Source organism: Crenothrix polyspora (genome assembly GCF_900163755.1).
Lineage (GTDB): Bacteria > Pseudomonadota > Gammaproteobacteria > Methylococcales > Methylomonadaceae > Crenothrix > Crenothrix polyspora.
In genome coordinates this window covers 1-16,999 of record NZ_FUKI01000128.1, presented here as the reverse complement: position 1 = coordinate 16,999, position 16,999 = coordinate 1, and the positions used below count along the sequence as shown (strand labels likewise).

Genomic DNA, 16,999 nt, shown 5'->3' with positions numbered 1-16,999 from the left:
CTTGGAAATCGGTATGTTAAATTATATGCAAATTCTGGGTAGGGGGGTGCGGAATGTCGGATCACAGATTTCCCAGTTCTCAAATGTCATCACCCATTGATCCATCTGTTCTTTTGTAATGCACATTGGATCGTGAATTTTGCTACACAGTATTCTTGCTTCATAAATGCCCGTCTCAAATAAGGCGTGGGCGAGACTATTATCACGCCCAATTTCTTTAGCTAAATCTTTTAAGTCTTTGTGATAAATACCGAGAGAATTCTGGGCTTTGATACCAAACTTTCGTTCCTTAATTACTATTTTCTCTGGGTCTGCCAAAGCTTGCAATCGTGTTACCACTTGCTGTAGGTTCATGGCTTTTCAGCATTTATCTTGATGGCCTGATCGATATAATATTTAACGCAATCAACATCTAAAGTATTCAGTGACAACACCCGCATAACTTTTCCTGTCCCTGTCAGCAATCCATACTTGTCCCCCATACTTACGCCTTTAAGAAATCCAATATCGATTCCATGCCTCATGGTTCTCATGTGGCATATTCCACTCTTAGCATCGGAATAAGCGGTTATCCGATCTTTTTTGTTTTCCTTCAGCTTGTAATATTCGATCAGCAATTTTCGCGCGGAAATAAATAACTCTTTATGTTCTGATTTCATATCAATATCGAATTGCATATTTCTTCCTTGATATTGTCGAATTTTCGACCTGATGGCCTAACTAGATTTAGCAATGAGATGATTGGTAAAGCCGCGTAATTGCAATAACAGTGGATGGGTTGGGTGTAGTTTAATTAACAGCGTAAGTGTGTACTGTGCGTGCTGGTGTTTGCCGTGCGCCAATAGCGCCACTATTTTTGAGCCGTATTGGCGAATGATAAAGTCACGGAATATTAATATAGCAGGGGTTTTTTTATAGCCTAGCGCTTGTGTTAACGTCTGCACTGCAAGCTTTCGTTCTTGTATAAACCAAAGTTGCATGGCGTGTGCTAGCAAGGCGTTAGCTTGCTGTTCGCTGCTGATGACCGCTGCCAAATTGGTTTGGCAGCGCGGACAAATCAATGCCCCGCCTAAGCGGGCATTGCAGCAGGAACAGCGCTCCATTACGATTCTAGGTAATAGATAATATCAGTTAACTTGACGACCGCTGTTTGCAAGTCATCATTAGCCTGTTCTTCAATAGCGTCGTGAATGGCTTCGATTAAATCTACCATATCTTCTTGGTCTTCAGCGGAGACTTTATCAAACAGGTCTTGCGCTTTGGTGATCAGTTGACGTGCGGCGTTAACTTCAGGGCTATCGGATGTGGTATTGCTTTGCGGCGCGGCTTGGCCAAATAACTGCCCGACCCGTTTTTGTGCGGTGTCTAACGCACCTTGTTCAAAACGTGCCATCGCATTTTTAATAGTGATGGATTTTTGCAGGCCAGTGGCTTTTTCTATTGCGGAGACATGTAAAATACCGTTAATATCCAAATCCAAGGTTAAGGTAATCACGTTACCTGCGGGTACATCACGTAAGCCGTCGACCAGAAACTCACCAATTTTGGTATTGTTTAAAGCATCTGGGTCTTCACCTTGATAAATCGTTACTTCAACCGCATCTTGGCTATCGGTCGCGGTCATATAGGCTTCGGTTTTACGATTAGGCAGCGGCGTGTTTTTATGGATAATCGGGCAATATTGATGCTCATACGGTTCGCCATATAAAAATCCTAATGCACACGTACCGTAAGTGTAAGGCGTTACATCCACTAACACCGCATCAACTTGCTGACCGTTAATCATCGCTGCTTGAATGGCTGCACCCATTGCCACGCATAAGTCTGGGTCAACTGCGCTGTGTGCCTCAAAACCGAAGATGTCGAACAAACGTTCACGAATACACGGTGTGCGCGTTGAACCACCGACTAATACAATTTCGTCAATATCGCTGGCAGTGAGTTTTGCACCTTTTAAAGCAATATGTAGGGCATCGAGGGTGACATCAATGTAGTTGGCAATCATGTCTTCGTAAACACTTCTGGACAGTTCCATTGACAGATGCACCGCGACACCATCATGCTCTAGCAAATATTCTTCTTCTATCGTTGCGTAAGGTTGGTCGGACAGGGTAAATTTGGCATTTTCAGCGGCACGGGTAATACGCGCCATGGCTTTGCTGTGCGTGCGCACATCAATTTGTTGGGTCTCTTGTAAATGGTCGACAATGTGATTAATAATCTGCTCGTCGAAATCATCGCCGCCTAAATGGTTGTCGCCGTGGCTAGATAAGACTTCTACCACACCGGCTTCCACATTTACTACGGATACGTCAAAAGTACCACCACCTAAATCGTATACCAGCATACGTTTCTGTTCGGTTTGCTTACTGCCGTATACCAACGCTGCCGCTGTGGGTTCATTAATAATACGTATCACTTCTAGGCCAGCAATTTGCCCGGCTTCATGGGTGGCTTGGCGCTGTGCATCGGAAAAATACGCCGGTACGGTAATGACGGCTTTACTGACCGAATGGCCAAGATGGTGTTCGGCAATTTCTTTAAGGCGCTTTAGAATAATCGCAGAAATTTCTTGTGGCGCGTAAGATTGCTCGCCCAGTACGACTTGGGTATCTTGTCCCATTAAACGTTTAATAGATTTAATGGTGCGTTCAGGGTAAACCAAATATTGGTTTCGTGCCGATTCGCCGACCAGAATGCCGCCGTTGTCGTCCAGTCCTACAACGGAAGGCAGTATTTTTTTACCGTTGTCAGTGATGACGGTGACCTGGCCGTTTTCAACGATGGCAACTTCTGAGTTGGTAGTACCTAAGTCAATTCCGATTATGATTTCATTCATGGTGTATTTTTTCAAGGTTATAATTTGTTAACTTTAACTTCTGCAAGGCGTAGGACATCGTTTTCAAATAAAAATCCTTTGCGTAGCTCCTCGATGACGACGCCGTTAGCAAGCTTTGGATTGTTTCCAATTTCGACGGCATTCATGGTATGCGGGTCAATGGCTTTACCCACGCATTCTATAGGTAAAACATGGTGGCGCTGTAACAGGTTTTCAAGACGTTTTAAGGTGATGGCTTGTCCGTCTTTAACGCTGTTCAAAAAGCGATCATCGGGTTTTTTACCAAAAAAAGACGAAACAGGCTTATGATTCTGCAATATCGCCAAACCCACGCCGAGTCGGTCATACACATCAACAATATCTGTGAGCAGTGTGCGTAATAAGGTGTTGCGCTGTTGTTGCAGATAAGTGTCGTGCAAACACAGCTCGGCTGTTAAACGGGTATTGTCTGCTTGTAAAACAGTGACTGCCTCAGCTAGCGCATCCAGAGTGCTTTTAAAATGTCGGGACTGCGCTTTAACTTCACTTTTTAAACTGGCGAGTTCGTTGAGTAAACTATTGAGATCGGGCGGCTGTTCCTCAGCCAGTTGGCTAAAGTCAACATTTTGCAAATAGCTTTGAAACTCTTCGAGTAAACGATTTTTATGGGCATCACTCATGGTTTAGCAGGGTTTTGTGGCGTATTGAGTTGAAAAATTTTCTCATTAACGCTGGCCTGTAATAATTTATCAAAACAGTCGGCACTGAGATTCAGTGGTGCTGGGCTGACCAAAGCCTGATTAAGCAAGGCGTTAAAGTCGGCCTCTGGGTAATCAAACAACGCATGGTTTATTCGATTTTTTTGATCTTTAATGGCTTGATAGGCATCGTGTATTTGCTGAAATAGTGCAGGATTATGATCCGGTGGGTATTGTTTTACTTTTTGCAAATACGCGTGTTTTATCTCAATATCGCTTGCATGCTCAGTAACGTTAAGGGTTTCATAGGGTGTTTTCATGGCATTGCTCTACCTTAAAAATGACGGAAGCGCACTGCTGCTACTGCCTTTAATGCAGTTAATAATGTCGGCAGCCGTTACTGTAAGCGGAATGTTTAATTCTTCAGCGGCTTTTAGTAATGCGAAAGCTTGCAAGCCTTCAAAGTCTTTTAGTAGCATCGTCATGGCGCTGAGCGCATCACTGGGAAAATATTGTTTGATGATGCTGGCCAGGAAGCGATCCATGCCCATTTTTTTGATCATCGCATCCGCTTTTTTATCCAATTGCTCAAATATTTCGATTGGTAAGTCATTAAATAATGCCATAGGCTCAGCTTTACTGTTACCTCCTATGCCCAGTAATGAGGACAGCACACCCAGATTTTTGGGGTCGAAGCCATCAGCATAATAGGCATCGAGGAATTTTTCAATCAAGACAATGGCTTTTCGATCATTTTGCTCGTAAGCCTCGTTGAGGCTATCGTCCAGTCTGTCGGCATTAATCTCAGAACATTGTGCAGCGTCGCCGTTGGCTTCTGCATAAACCCGGTAATACATCCAGACAGGTTTGTCCCATAACGGCTGTGCTACTTTGGTGCAGACGCGCATCAGTTCAAAGTGGCCAACATGCTCTAAGCACTGGCACAATGCCAGCAATAGCGCTTCGTCATACGGTTGGTTGATGAGCGCGTTTTTCAGCGGTGTTTTGATTTTATCGAGTACTTTGCTGACAAATACACGGCTGTCTTCCTTGCTGTGGTATTGTAAAACCAGTGCAGTAAATTGGCTTAGTTCTTGTGGCGATAAGCTGTAATCTTTCGCTAAGGGCGGCAATTTTTTTAACACCGGTGCAAGTTGCAAGCCCATCGCGGATGCTTCGATCATGATGTAAAAATACGCACATAGCAAGCCATCATAAGCGGCTTGTACTGCGTCGGCAATGGCGCGCACACCACGCTCTTTATCGCTGATAAACAGGCAAAAACCTTGCATTATATTAACGATGAGCTGGTCGCGTTTACTCAATACCAAAGCGCTAATGTCTGACAGAGCCGCAGGCAGCTTATTAGCTTTCTTGGTTTTAATAATTACTCGTAACAGGGCAAGATGGCTATCGAATAACGCTTGTTTGGCAATAATATTGACCGGATCAATTTTTAATGCGCGGTGTGCATAAGCGATGACATCTGCAAAGGCTAGGCGCTGCGTTGCCTCGCTCATCGCGATCAGTAAAAAATCAACATCGTGTGGAAAATGTACCAGGCCTTTATGCAGCCATTGTTGATAAACGGTCGCTTTTTGCGGTTGCGTGGCGTAGTGGTTTAATACGTTTAAATAGGTGTCACGATCGGTGTCATGATTTAAACTTTGTTCTAACCAATCAATGTCTTGTGTTGGCGAATATTTTTTACTGCCAAGGTGTCGCATCACACTGGCTATTTTTAAGTCATTTAACGGTGTTTGGTCGATGTCTTTTAACAGACTGATACAGCGTTTCCAGTAATACAGTGCATCATATGAATTTTTATTGTTTTCGTGGCCGAGGGCTTTTAAACGGCATTCCTCAAATTCGTCCAGCGCGCCAAAATGTTTGTTAAAGTCGCGCTGCCCAGCGGAATAATTGCCTAAGGCTGAATAACAATAACGTTTGGCCATGACGACCCCAAACAACGATTGGTGTTGAATGGCTAAATTAAATTTTAATTTGTCGGACAAGTGCTGTTTTTGCTTGATAACAACATCCAGCAATTCCGTTTGGTTTTTAGTAAATTTTTTGGCTCTAACCACTAACTGGGCTTGTTTATGTGTCAGTTCGGTTAAATTATTGATCAGTGCCATGCCATTATGTGTGCATGCCAATAAGCTGCTGGCCATACTGTGATAAGGCGATTCGGCGGGGATTTTTGCTAATTGTAGTTGGGCATTTTCGGGGGATTCAGGCAGCGCCAAGGTCGCTTTCATGAGCGTTCTAAAGTCTTTAAAGGCAGAACGAAACGGCAGTTGTTGTAAGTAAGCTTCAGCGGCTTCAGGTTGATTGTTGCGATAGGCTGTCAAGCTAGCTTGCACTAGTGTTGCATGTTTTATTAACAATGAATCTTGCGGTAATGCGCCGTGCAGCTCAGGCCTATGGGTAAGCATGAGTAAGCCTAAAATACTGGCCAGCTGCACGTATTGCTCATCTAGTTGCGTGGCTGTTAACTGCGGTAAGTATTTTTTAACTTTGGCTGTATCGTTGATTTGTAACAGCCAGCTAATATAGTGATCAAAGTATTCTTGCTTAAGGCGGTTGTGTTGCGCGTAACTTTCCCACAGAACAATGGCTTCTTTGATCATGCCTTTGGCTGCAAAGGTTAATGCTCGCTGTAAATAACACTGCGCTAAGGCCTGCCGCCACTCTGATTTTTCGGTGGTCTTTAATAGGGTTTTGTATAACTCAATGGCATCTTTGTAGTTGCCACTTTGTACTTTAGACGCAGCAGATAATTCTAACGCGGGAAGGTCTGTTTTGTTATTAACAGGTAGGTTAGGCGTGGTTTTTTGCATACGTATTAGGCACAGTATCAACAACGGTGATAAGTAATATAGCTAAAACGGGTAATGACTTTATGAGCTATAAAACGGCTATTATACCTGTGTCGATGACGGGTATCTACCTAAGTGTCAGCTATTGTTTATTTATAGCAAAAAGTGCAGTCTTGAATGAATAACAGAAGGGGGGCTATTTTGTTTGTGGTTGTTGGGTATTTTTTAATAAACAGTTAAACAGAGATTAAGAAGAGGGCATGCTGAAAGCTTGCCCTCTTTGCGTTTTGCTGTGATTTTTTAAATTAAATGGCTTAAATAATCCAAGTAGCGTCCAAGCTGGTGGCGGTAACACCGACTAAATCAATGACAATATGGTTTTCAACACTCGCCGTGGTCGCGGTTGCTACGCTGTGATCGTGTTGTACTACGATGGTGTCAATATCACCGGTTGCTCTGGTCACATGGAAACCTGCTACAGAGTTGGTTAATGGGGTGTTTTCTAAGAGATAGCCATAGGCTGCTTTTTCGTTGGCGGTGCTAATCGTTTCTTCTACGCCAGCAGCGTTGTACAAGGTATAAATGCCGTTTTTGATAGTATGCTTAGCAAAAACACCAATATCAACATTATCGGCAGGGTTGTTATTTCCTGTGATTGGCGTGTTACCAGTATCCGCGACAACTGTATTAAACAAAACATCAAGCTTGTCTTCGCCCACGACAAAGCCTTTAACCACATCGGTATTACCGAGATAATTATCTAATATTGTTAAGATTGTATTGGATCCGACTACCACGGTATCACTCACATGGGTAGTTTCGGTGAGAATGTAAGTATCTTTACCTGAGCCACCTATTAGCGTATCTGAGCCTTCACCGCCGATCAGTGTGTCATTTTGACCACCGCCATTTAGGGTATCATCGCCCGCACCACCATTCAGCATATCATTGCCTGTGCCGCCGTTCAGCGTATCATCGCCAGCCGCGCCGATGAGTTTATCATTACCGGCTAAGCCACTTAGGATATTGTTGGCGGCATTGCCAAATAATTGATTAGCTTGCGTATTACCCGTACCACTGAGTGCGCCGCCCCGCAGAGAAAGATTTTCTAATTCAGTGCCCAGCGTATAATCGATAGTGCTAATAACTCTGTCGGCACCTTCACCGCTCAGTTCTGTGATGATATCTGTTGTCACGTCAATGACATACACATCATTACCTTTGCCACCAACGAGTGTGTCGCCACCTGCGCCACTGAACAGAAAGTCATTGCCGTTACCGCCGGTTAGTGTGTCAATACCTGCGCCACCTTGGAGGCTGTCATTGCCATCTAGACCCGTTAAGGTGTTATTGCCACTGTTACCAATGATGATATTGTTTAGTGCGTTACCTGTGCCATTGAGTGCGCCCGGTAATAAGGCAAGGTTTTCCAGGTTGATGCCCAAAGTATAATCGATAGCACTGATCACTCTATCAATGCCTTGATTGGCAAGTTCTGTAATCGTGTCAGTTGCCGTGTTAATAACATAAATATCATTGCCTTTACCGCCACTGAGTTTGTCAGCGCCAGCGCCACCATTCAGTAAATCATCACCGTCGCCGCCGATAATAGTGTCCGTACCAACACCACCATTAAGCGTATTATTGGCGCTATTTCCGGTTAATACATTATTTAGCGAGTTACCTGTGCCTTTTACTGCGGCACCGATTAAGGTAAGATTTTCTACGCCACTGCTCAGTGTGTGGTCAATTGAGCTTATGACAGTATCAATACCTTGGTTGGTGCTTTCAATGACGGTATCACCTACGTTATTGACGTAGTAAGTGTCATTGCCTTTTTTACCGGTCATTTTATCCGCGCCTACTGTGGTTTTACCCAAAGTGTCGTTGTCGTTAGTTCCAGTGATTACGTTAATAATTGCCATGGGAATTACCTCAGTTCAGTGTTAGTTGTAAATATGAGTGTTTGATTTGTACTAGAAAAGCTGTTTTAAAATATTTTTCTTTGCATGTGATGGCGTATAACGGCCATTGTTTATTTTTATTTTGGCGAACACAAGGGTTAAGCATTTATTGTGCCAATAAATAATGTGTTGTTTTTCAGCTTGTTAGCTTACTCTTTATGTTTATAATCGTTGATTACGTTAAAATTTGTAAACAAAAAAGAATTAAATATTTGTTTTCCTGGGCTAAATATTTTTTTTGTTTAGCAAAATCAATATACTACAAAGTATTAAGCCAGTGCTAATGCTTTTTTCTAGTGTAATTGTAGCTGACAATTATAAAGTGCGATTCTGGTGGCGGAGCTTAACCTGATAAGCACTATTTTAGGTTTGGTTTTAGTTTTTAAAGCGAGGAATTTTGGGTTGTGTGGCGCACATTTTCAGCGTTAAAATGCCGGTTATACAGGTTTTATTGCAGAAAATAATACACACATGGCGTGTAGCGCTTCCCATGCATCACCGGTCTGTTGCCCCTTGATTTTTCGGTCTGCACTGGCACCAAGTACAAGAATAGCATTCAGATCAACGTAGCTAAGGCGATTTAGCGCAGTAGATACAATCACTTGACGGTTATCCCATATTTGGTTATTTCTAAACACAAGATCGCGGCTTTGCCCTTGCGAAAGCTGCCATTTGATTTTGCTGAGGGCTCTGGCTTCTCGCGCTAATGCCCATAACACAATAGGAGCCGCAATACCTTCCGCTTTTAAACTGGCCAGTATTTTAAGAAATCGGCTGATATCCGCCTCTAACACGGCAGAAACCAAGGAGAATACATCATAACGTGAGCTATCTGCCACCGCATCGCTAACCTGCTGGTGGCTGAGCGTGTCTGCGCCGTGTAATACGTAAAGCTTTTCTATCTCTTGCACAGCGGCCAATAGATTGCCTTCTATGCGTGATGCAATCAGTTTGACGCTGTCTCGATTTACTTGCAGGCCACGGCGCTGTAAGCGCTGTTGTAGCCACAATAATAAAGCCTGTCCCTCCAGTGGCCAAACTTGCACAATGACGCCGATTTTATCCAGCGCCTGAAACCAGCGTGTTTTGAGCGAGGCGCTGGCTAATTTGCCAGCACTAATCATTAACACTGTATCGTCGGGTAGATGTTCGCAGTAACTGATTAAGGCTTTTGCACCTTCAATGCCAGGGCCGCTGCCCGATAATCGTAAATCAATGAGTTTTTTATCGGCAAAAATGGACTGTTCGGCGGCGGTTTGGGCTAATTGTTTCCAATCAAAACCCGTTTCGGCGTTGAGTATTTCGCGATTAATAAAACCATTTTTTTTTGCACTGTGCTTAATTGCATCGGTGGCTTCGATCACCTGTAAGGGTTCGTCGCCACTGATGAAATAAACCGTTGCTAAGGATTTTTGCAGTGCTACAGTCAGTTGTTCGGGTTTAAGGCGCATTACTTAGGTTTAGTTGCCAATACAGCACGCAGACGGTTAAAAATTCCTCGTACTGCTTGTTGGTACATCTCAGTGCGAATTACGCTTTCTTCGTTGTCTTTAGCGATAATATCCTGTTGATCGTTAAAATATTCGCGGCGAATTTCCATAGGTTCGCGTGCCAACAACACCTTATTGGTGGCATCGCGTAATTCGTACTCCAAGCGGTAGGTTAATTCAAATTCGTTAGACCGTCCACCGGCGCTTAATGACACGCCTCTTTGTTTGATGTCGCTGTCAAAAATACCGACAATGACCTCGGCTGTTGTTGGAGAATTAACCAGTTGTCCTGATGATCCTTGTAAAGTTTTACTGAATTGTTCGCGCAATAGTGTTGATGCGCCGCGTAGATATATTTTTTTGATGCCTTTAGGTAAGTCAAAAGACCCTCGTAAGTGATAGCCACAGGCTGTGAGTAGTAACACCATCATCAAAACTGGCCATTTTTTCATCAGGACACGCTCCCGCTGTTTAAACGACAATATTAACCAGTTTACCTGGCACAATAATCACTTTTTTAATCGAATGGCCATCAATAAAGCGTAAAACCTGTTCATCAGCCAAGACAATCGCCTGAATATCTTCTTTACTTGCAGTGGTTGCCACAGAGATTTTGCTGCGTAATTTACCGTTAACCTGCACCACTAATTCCAGCAAATCTTGTACTAAGGCAGATTCATCCACCACCGGCCAGGCCATGGTCAGTAAAGCGTCTTGATGGCCTAAATCCAGCCATAACTGGTGACAAATATGCGGTACCATCGGCGATAGCATCAGTACAATGGCTTCCAGCACTTCTTGACGAATGGCTTTGCCGGTCTCAGAGTCATCGGTGAACTTAGCCAAACTATTCAACAATTCCATATTGGCGGCAATCGCGGTATTAAAAATGATCCGCACCCCCATATCATGACTGACTTTTTGCAAAGTTTGGTGTAACTGCCGACGCATAGCACTCTGCTCATTGGTCAAGGCAGCCTTGTCCAAAGCAGCGCTACAGCTCCCCGTACTGACGTGTAAATAAACCTGTCGCCATAACCGCTTTAAGAAGCGTGACGCACCTTCCACACCGCTGTCCGACCATTCCAGTGATTGCTCAGGTGGCGCGGCAAACATAATGAACAAGCGCACGGTATCCGCGCCGTATTGCTCGATTAAACTTTGCGGATCAACGGTATTGCCCTTGGACTTGGACATCTTGCTGCCATCTTTTAGCACCATGCCTTGGGTCAGCAATTTTTTGAACGGCTCATCACAGGTAATCAGGCCTTCATCGCGCAATAATTTGGTATAAAAACGCGCGTATAACAAATGTAAAATCGCATGTTCAATGCCGCCGATGTAATGGTCAACTGGTAACCAGTGGCTGGCTTTGGCATCCAACATGCTATCTGCCTTGTTACAGGCGAATCTTGCAAAATACCATGATGATTCCATGAAAGTATCGAAAGTATCGGTTTCTCGCCGCGCGGGTTTGCCGCAAGTTGGACACTCACATGTTGAGAAGGTAGGGTGTGCCACTAACGGCGATTGCGAGCCATCCAACACCACATCTTTGGGCAGGATAACCGGCAAATCTTTGTCAGGGACGGGCACTGTACCGCAACCGTTACAATAAATAACCGGAATGGGTGCGCCCCAGTAACGCTGGCGCGATACGCCCCAATCGCGTAAGCGGAAATTAACTTTACGCGTGCCTTTACTGGCTTTTTCCAGCGTTTCGGCAATGGCGTTAAAGGCTAGCGCAGACGTTAAGCCATCAAATTGACCGGAATTTTTCAGTATGCCTTTGGCGGTAAAGGCGTGTTCTGAGCAAGCATCGTCCATACCGTCAGTGGCAAAAATAACCTGTTTAATCGCAATGCCGTATTTGATTGCAAACTCATAATCACGCTGATCGTGTGCCGGTACTGACATGACCGCGCCCGTGCCGTAACCCATTAACACAAAGTTGGCTATCCACACCGGAACTTGCTCGCCGCTAATGGGATGAATGGCTTTGATGCCGGAATCAATACCGCGTTTTTCCATGGTTTCCATGGCCGCTTCCGAGGTTTCCATCAGCTTGCAATTTGCTATAAAAGTGGCAATGTCGGCATTGCTTTCGGCAGCGGTTAATGCCAAAGGATGTTCGGCGGCTACCGCCAGATACGTCACCCCCATCAAGGTATCAGGGCGAGTGGTATAAATGCGCACCGGTTCCATGTCCGCCACGGCAAAATCCATTTCCACGCCTTCGGAGCGCCCAATCCAGTTGGCTTGCATGGTTTTCACTTGCTCTGGCCAGCCGTCTAACGTATCTAGTGATTGCAACAGCTCATCGGCATAATCGGTGATTTTTAAAAACCACTGGGCGATTTCCTTGCGCTCTACCTTGCTATCACAGCGCCAGCAGCAGCCGTCTATCACCTGTTCGTTGGCCAGTACGGTCATATCTTTAGGACACCAGTTAACCGGTGCGGTCTTTTTATAAGCCAGGCCTTTATCCAGCAAACGCAGAAAAAACCATTGCTCCCATTTAAAATACTCCGGATCGCAGGTGGCTAATTCCCGGTTCCAGTCATAGCCAAAGCCTAGGCGTTTAAGCTGGTCGCGCATGTAGTCGATATTGCTGTACGTCCATTCGGCGGGGTGTACGCCGTGCTGCATGGCGGCATTTTCTGCGGGCAAACCAAAGGCATCCCAGCCCATCGGTTGTAATACATTCTTGCCCAACATACGTTGGTAGCGGCTGATGACATCGCCTATGGTATAGTTACGCACATGTCCCATGTGCAGCTTACCGCTAGGGTAGGGGAACATGGACAGGCAGTAATATTTTTCGGCAGAAGAGGATTCGGAGACATTAAATACGCCGGAGACTTCCCAGGCTTTCTGTACGTCTTGTTCTATCGTTTGCGGCTGGTAATTTTCTTGCATCTTACTCGTCTTTTATCGGTCAAAAGCGTTAGAATACCGTACAGTGGCCTAAATCTAAAGCAGCATTTTTCAGGAGCGTCATCATGGATAAAAATAAATTAGTCGATGCCTATACCCATCTTATGGAGCATCTTTACGAAGTAATGGACAATACCTTGCACGGTCTTGCTGATGGCTTGGAAGTCGCTAAAGATAAAGTGCATGAAGCATCGACGTTAACCCGTGAAGAAATCGATAAAGTGTCTGGTTTTATGCAGCGCGATCTTAACAGCGCCGCGCGCAGTTTGTCGGATAAAAAAGACAATAATTCACTGTCCGAATGGCTAAAATTTGATATTGAATTGCTGGAAAACTTTGCCACAGAAGCGTTCTTAAACTTAGCCGATAAAACCAAGTTGGAACTGGCACATTTAGAGCAACTGGCCAAAACCGATAACTACCATACCGGCGATGTGTGTGCGCCAGGTACGCTGGTATGTGATGATTGCGGCAAGGAAATTGCTTTTAAATCAGCCAGTACTATTCCGCAGTGCCCGCAATGCCAAGGTAAAAGCTTTATTCGCGTTTAATTTTTGCACCCCAGGCCTTTATAATACACAGTTTATCTGCTTGATTTTACGGAGAGTAACATGCGCAGGGTTATATTTAATCAAAAAGGCGGGGTTGGTAAGTCAACTATTACCTGTAATTTAGCCGCGATCAGTGCGGTGGAAGGCAAAAAAACCTTGGTGATCGATCTCGATATTCAAGGTAATTCAACCCATTATCTGCTAGGCAAAAAAGTTGAAGAAAGCGGCAAAACCATTGCGGCGTTTTTTAAGGATTGTTTGAGTTTATCGCTGTTTGGCGGTAGTAACAATTCGGGTCTGGAAGATACCATACACGAATCGCCGTACCCCAATCTGTTTGTCGTACCGTCGCACCCAGAGCTAGAACCTTTGCAAGGCCGTCTGGAAGCCAAGTTTAAAATTTTTAAACTCAAAGAGGCGCTGGAAAAACTATCCGGTTTTGATGCGGTTTACATCGACACCCCGCCGGTACTCAACTTTTACAGCCAATCGGCCTTGATTGCCGCCAGTCGCTGTTTAATTCCTTTTGATTGCGATTCGTTTTCCAGAGAAGCTTTGTACCGCTTGATACAAACGGTAAAAGAAGTGAAAGCGGATCACAATCAGCAGTTGGAGATTGAAGGTATTATCGTTAACCAGTTTCAAAGACAGGCCAATTTGCCACAGCAACTGGTGAATGAATTAATTGCCGAAGGTTTACCGGTACTGGCATCCATGATTTCACCGTCGGTTAAAGTGAGGGAGTCGCATTCGGTGTCACAGCCGTTGGTGCATTACGTGCCGACGCATAAGCTGAGTGATGAATACCGCGCCTTGTACGCGGAACTTCACAAGTAGTTGGTATTAAGTTTAATCCACGAAAAGGATTTGGATTAGCATTTAACCCATTTGAATACATTAGGTTGCTAGCAAGAAATGACTCTAAAAATATTTTTACTATAGGTTAGACTTGAGTTTGAGTCTTCATTTTTTGCAGCAATTTAAATTCAAACAAACTGCGTTATGGATTCGTGCAAAAGCGGTATCAGGTTAATACGTAGCGGATATAATTTTGTGTTTTATTTTCTTCCAATTAAGCTATTCATAACACTATGAAGCCATCAATAGCCTTAGCTTGCCATCGTGAAGCATTACAGCAAGCCGTGTTACGTTTTCGTACAGTTAACCCGCGCGTATTTGGCTCTGTTCTTCATGGTGTAGACCAAGACGGTAGCGACTTGGATTTGTTAGTGGATGCTTTACCAAATACCACACTGTTTGATTTAGGTGGTTTACAAATTGAATTAGAAGAATTATTGGGCGTTCCGGTTGATTTGTTAACGCCTGGGGATTTATCGCCGAAATTCCGCGATCAAGTGCTGGCTGAGGCACGTCCCATATGATTGAAAATCGCCTATCTGATTATCTTGATCACATGCTGGAAGCCACAAAGTTGGCTTATTGCTATGTGGAAGGTATGCCTAAAGAAGACTTTATGGCAGATACCCGCACCCAGCAAGCCGTGATTATGAATTTGATTATTTTAGGCGAAGCCGCGACTAAACTAATTAAAGACTACAGCGAATTTCTCGATCAATATCCTGACGTGCCGTGGCGTAGTATGAAGGGTATGCGTAATCGCATCGCGCACGGTTATTTCGACATTAATTTGGATACCGTTTGGGAAACTGTGCAAATGTCTTTACCGCAATTGCTGGAACGCTTGCCGGATATGCTCGAAGCCGCTGAAAAACAAAAATGATATATGGCAAAGAACAACCATTGTTGTCGTATATTTTCTAATTGTTTTATCCTATCGGCATGAACGTGATATCACACCATGACTAAACACTGGCTACTGCCGATTTTATCCGGTATTTTTATCGGCACTAGCTATATTCCGTTTCCACCGTGGGCATCGCTGTTTTGTTTTGTGCCTTTATGGGTGTTTTGGATGCAGCAAACTCGCCTAAAAGATGTCCTTATCGGCGGTATGATCACCGCGTTTGTGTTTACTTTGATCGGTTTTAACTGGATCACCTATCTCTTACACGAATTTGCCCATGTAAACTGGTTTATTGCTGGCATCGGCATGGTGGTTTATAGCTTGCTTGGCCACTTATTTGTGCCTGTTGCGGGCATTGTGTGGTTTTGGGGGCGACAAAAATTCAACTGGTCAGCATCGTTGTCTTTAGTATTGCTGGCACTGATAACCATTTTGTCCGAACGCTATTCATTTACCTTGTTTGACTGGAATTTTGGCTATTCCTGGTACGGTGCGGATATTCCCGTTTATCAATGGGCTGAAATCATAGGCTTTAGTGGGTTGAGCGCGTTGACATTGCTCAGCAATTTACCGCTTTATGTGGCTTGGCAACAGCGTAAACATTGGCGTGGTAAACTGATTGTTGTCGCAGTGTTAGGCAGTTTTATGGTTTTGAATGCAGGCGGTGTATGGCTAAAAAATCGCTTGCCGATACCCGATGCCAGTTTTACTACTTTATTGGCGCAAGCCAGTACTGACAATAGCGAAAAAATGGCTGCTGAGCTGGGTAAAGGTAAGCAAGAAAGCATTCTACGGCGTTATATGATCCTCACCGATCAGGCGTTGGATAGCCACAAAGCCCGTGCTATTGATTTTGCCATCTGGCCAGAAACTGCTTTTCCTGCGTTATTGGGCGAAAAATTTACTAACGATCCGTACCCTATTGCGCTAACGCGCTATGTGCATGAGCGCCAGTTGCCGTTAATAACCGGTGCATACAGCATGGATGAAAGCACGCGATTGCTGACTAACTCCTTATTTGCTATCGACAAACAAGGCGGTATTGTCCCGCCGCATTACAGCAAGACGATTTTATTGGCGTTTGGCGAATACGTACCCGGCGAGCAATGGTTTCCAGCGTTTCGTAAATGGTTGCCGGATACCGGCCATTTTGCCCGTGGTGCAGGGCCTACGCAATTAATGTCCTTACAAGGCTTTAAAATAGGCGCACAAATTTGTTATGAGGGCTTGTTTCCGCAGTTTTCCAGGGATTTGGCTAATTTAGGCGCACAATTTTTTGTTAATACCACCAATGATTCTTGGTACGGCACTTGGCAAGAGCCTTACCAGCATTTGTACATGACGTTGGCGCGGGGTGTGGAGTTTCGCCGTCCGGTGCTTCGAGCCACTAATACCGGTATTTCTACGGTAGCTTTGGCATCGGGGGAGATATTGAAGCGTTCGCCGATACATCAGCCGTGGTCTGGGGTTTATAGCGTGGCTTATCTCAAAGCACCGCCAGCGACTTTTTATCAGCAGTGGTTTTGGTTGGTGCCGGTTTTGTTGTGGGGGATTTTGTTGGTGTTGCTGGGGTTAGGGATGTGCAGTCGGTTTAAAGGCCTTGTGAAACAGGCTTTTCATTATGAATACTATCGATAGTAGTCAATGCGACTTCAAAAATATTATATACAATCAATGCTAAGGAACGCGCACGAAATAACTTGAGCAAGTTCATGCTTCGACAGGCTCAGCACGAACGGTGGTGGCGTTTAAGTTGTTCAAGTTATTTCATGCACGTTCCTAACGTGGGACAAAAAAACAATAACATTCAAGTAGGTTGGGCTGCCTGCTGTTTGGCAACCCAACATTTTACAAGGCCTTGGGAATGTTGGGTTGAGAAAAGCGTTCAACCCAACCTACATTTTGTCCCGTTTTAAGTTGGTATCCGACACGCTCACCACGAATGGCTTAACCT

Annotated in this window: 16 protein-coding genes; 5 read left to right on the top strand and 11 right to left on the bottom strand. The window is 44.5% G+C overall.

The window, feature by feature from the left end; genetic code table 11:
• Positions 1-21: 21 nt before the first annotated feature.
• From CRENPOLYSF2_RS12225 to leuS, 11 genes are all read right to left on the bottom strand, one after another.
• Positions 22-354, bottom strand: coding sequence for a DNA alkylation repair protein (locus CRENPOLYSF2_RS12225; protein WP_087144228.1), 333 nt, complete (start codon positions 352-354; stop codon positions 22-24).
• The gene (locus tag CRENPOLYSF2_RS12220) at positions 351-677 is read right to left on the bottom strand and encodes a hypothetical protein (protein ID WP_087144227.1); all 327 of its coding nucleotides are present in this window, start codon (positions 675-677) and stop codon (positions 351-353) included. Before CRENPOLYSF2_RS12220 ends, CRENPOLYSF2_RS12225 begins: the two co-directional genes overlap by 4 nt.
• Positions 678-716: 39 nt before the next feature.
• Positions 717-1,103: a hypothetical protein gene (locus tag CRENPOLYSF2_RS12215; protein ID WP_087144226.1), complete on the bottom strand. Its 387-nt coding sequence runs from the start codon at positions 1,101-1,103 to the stop codon at positions 717-719.
• Positions 1,103-2,839 (bottom strand): Hsp70 family protein, encoded by a 1,737-nt coding sequence (locus CRENPOLYSF2_RS12210; RefSeq protein WP_087144231.1) that lies wholly within the window; start codon positions 2,837-2,839, stop codon positions 1,103-1,105. The genes CRENPOLYSF2_RS12215 and CRENPOLYSF2_RS12210 overlap by 1 nt, the downstream gene beginning before the upstream one ends.
• Before the next feature lie 17 nt (positions 2,840-2,856).
• A complete protein-coding gene (locus CRENPOLYSF2_RS12205; RefSeq protein WP_087144225.1) occupies positions 2,857-3,498 on the bottom strand; it encodes a nucleotide exchange factor GrpE in 642 nt (213 codons plus the stop codon).
• Positions 3,495-3,836, bottom strand: a complete 342-nt coding sequence (locus CRENPOLYSF2_RS12200; protein ID WP_087144224.1) for a J domain-containing protein — start codon at positions 3,834-3,836, stop codon at positions 3,495-3,497. Before CRENPOLYSF2_RS12200 ends, CRENPOLYSF2_RS12205 begins: the two co-directional genes overlap by 4 nt.
• A 9-nt stretch (positions 3,837-3,845) precedes the next feature.
• On the bottom strand, positions 3,846-6,359 hold the full coding sequence (locus tag CRENPOLYSF2_RS12195; RefSeq protein WP_087144223.1) for a tetratricopeptide repeat protein: 2,514 nt from the start codon (positions 6,357-6,359) through the stop codon (positions 3,846-3,848).
• Positions 6,360-6,652: 293 nt separating this feature from the next.
• On the bottom strand, positions 6,653-8,263 hold the full coding sequence (locus tag CRENPOLYSF2_RS18580; RefSeq protein ID WP_140396855.1) for a calcium-binding protein: 1,611 nt from the start codon (positions 8,261-8,263) through the stop codon (positions 6,653-6,655).
• A gap of 476 nt (positions 8,264-8,739) precedes the next feature.
• On the bottom strand, positions 8,740-9,753 hold the full coding sequence (gene holA, locus CRENPOLYSF2_RS12180; protein ID WP_087144221.1) for a DNA polymerase III subunit delta: 1,014 nt from the start codon (positions 9,751-9,753) through the stop codon (positions 8,740-8,742).
• A complete protein-coding gene (locus tag CRENPOLYSF2_RS12175; RefSeq protein WP_245807992.1) occupies positions 9,753-10,244 on the bottom strand; it encodes an LPS-assembly lipoprotein LptE in 492 nt (163 codons plus the stop codon). The genes holA and CRENPOLYSF2_RS12175 overlap by 1 nt, the downstream gene beginning before the upstream one ends.
• Before the next feature lie 19 nt (positions 10,245-10,263).
• Positions 10,264-12,711 (bottom strand): leucine--tRNA ligase, encoded by a 2,448-nt coding sequence (gene leuS / locus CRENPOLYSF2_RS12170; protein ID WP_087144220.1) that lies wholly within the window; start codon positions 12,709-12,711, stop codon positions 10,264-10,266.
• An 83-nt stretch (positions 12,712-12,794) separates the two neighbouring features.
• Here leuS and CRENPOLYSF2_RS12165 point away from each other — a divergent pair, with 83 nt between their 5' ends.
• The 5 genes from CRENPOLYSF2_RS12165 to lnt all read left to right on the top strand — a co-directional run bounded on the left by CRENPOLYSF2_RS12165 (position 12,795) and on the right by lnt (position 16,683).
• Entirely contained in the window at positions 12,795-13,280 is a 486-nt protein-coding gene (locus tag CRENPOLYSF2_RS12165; RefSeq protein ID WP_087144219.1) for a zinc ribbon-containing protein, read from the top strand.
• 60 nt (positions 13,281-13,340) lie between these two features.
• A complete protein-coding gene (locus tag CRENPOLYSF2_RS12160) occupies positions 13,341-14,117 on the top strand; it encodes a ParA family protein (protein ID WP_087144218.1) in 777 nt (258 codons plus the stop codon).
• 254 nt (positions 14,118-14,371) lie between these two features.
• Entirely contained in the window at positions 14,372-14,662 is a 291-nt protein-coding gene (locus CRENPOLYSF2_RS12155; protein ID WP_087144217.1) for a nucleotidyltransferase family protein, read from the top strand.
• Positions 14,659-15,021 (top strand): HepT-like ribonuclease domain-containing protein, encoded by a 363-nt coding sequence (locus CRENPOLYSF2_RS12150; protein ID WP_087144216.1) that lies wholly within the window; start codon positions 14,659-14,661, stop codon positions 15,019-15,021. The genes CRENPOLYSF2_RS12155 and CRENPOLYSF2_RS12150 overlap by 4 nt, the downstream gene beginning before the upstream one ends.
• Positions 15,022-15,099: 78 nt before the next feature.
• Positions 15,100-16,683, top strand: coding sequence for an apolipoprotein N-acyltransferase (gene lnt / locus CRENPOLYSF2_RS12145; RefSeq protein WP_087144215.1), 1,584 nt, complete (start codon positions 15,100-15,102; stop codon positions 16,681-16,683).
• The last annotated feature ends 316 nt before the right edge of the window (positions 16,684-16,999 follow it).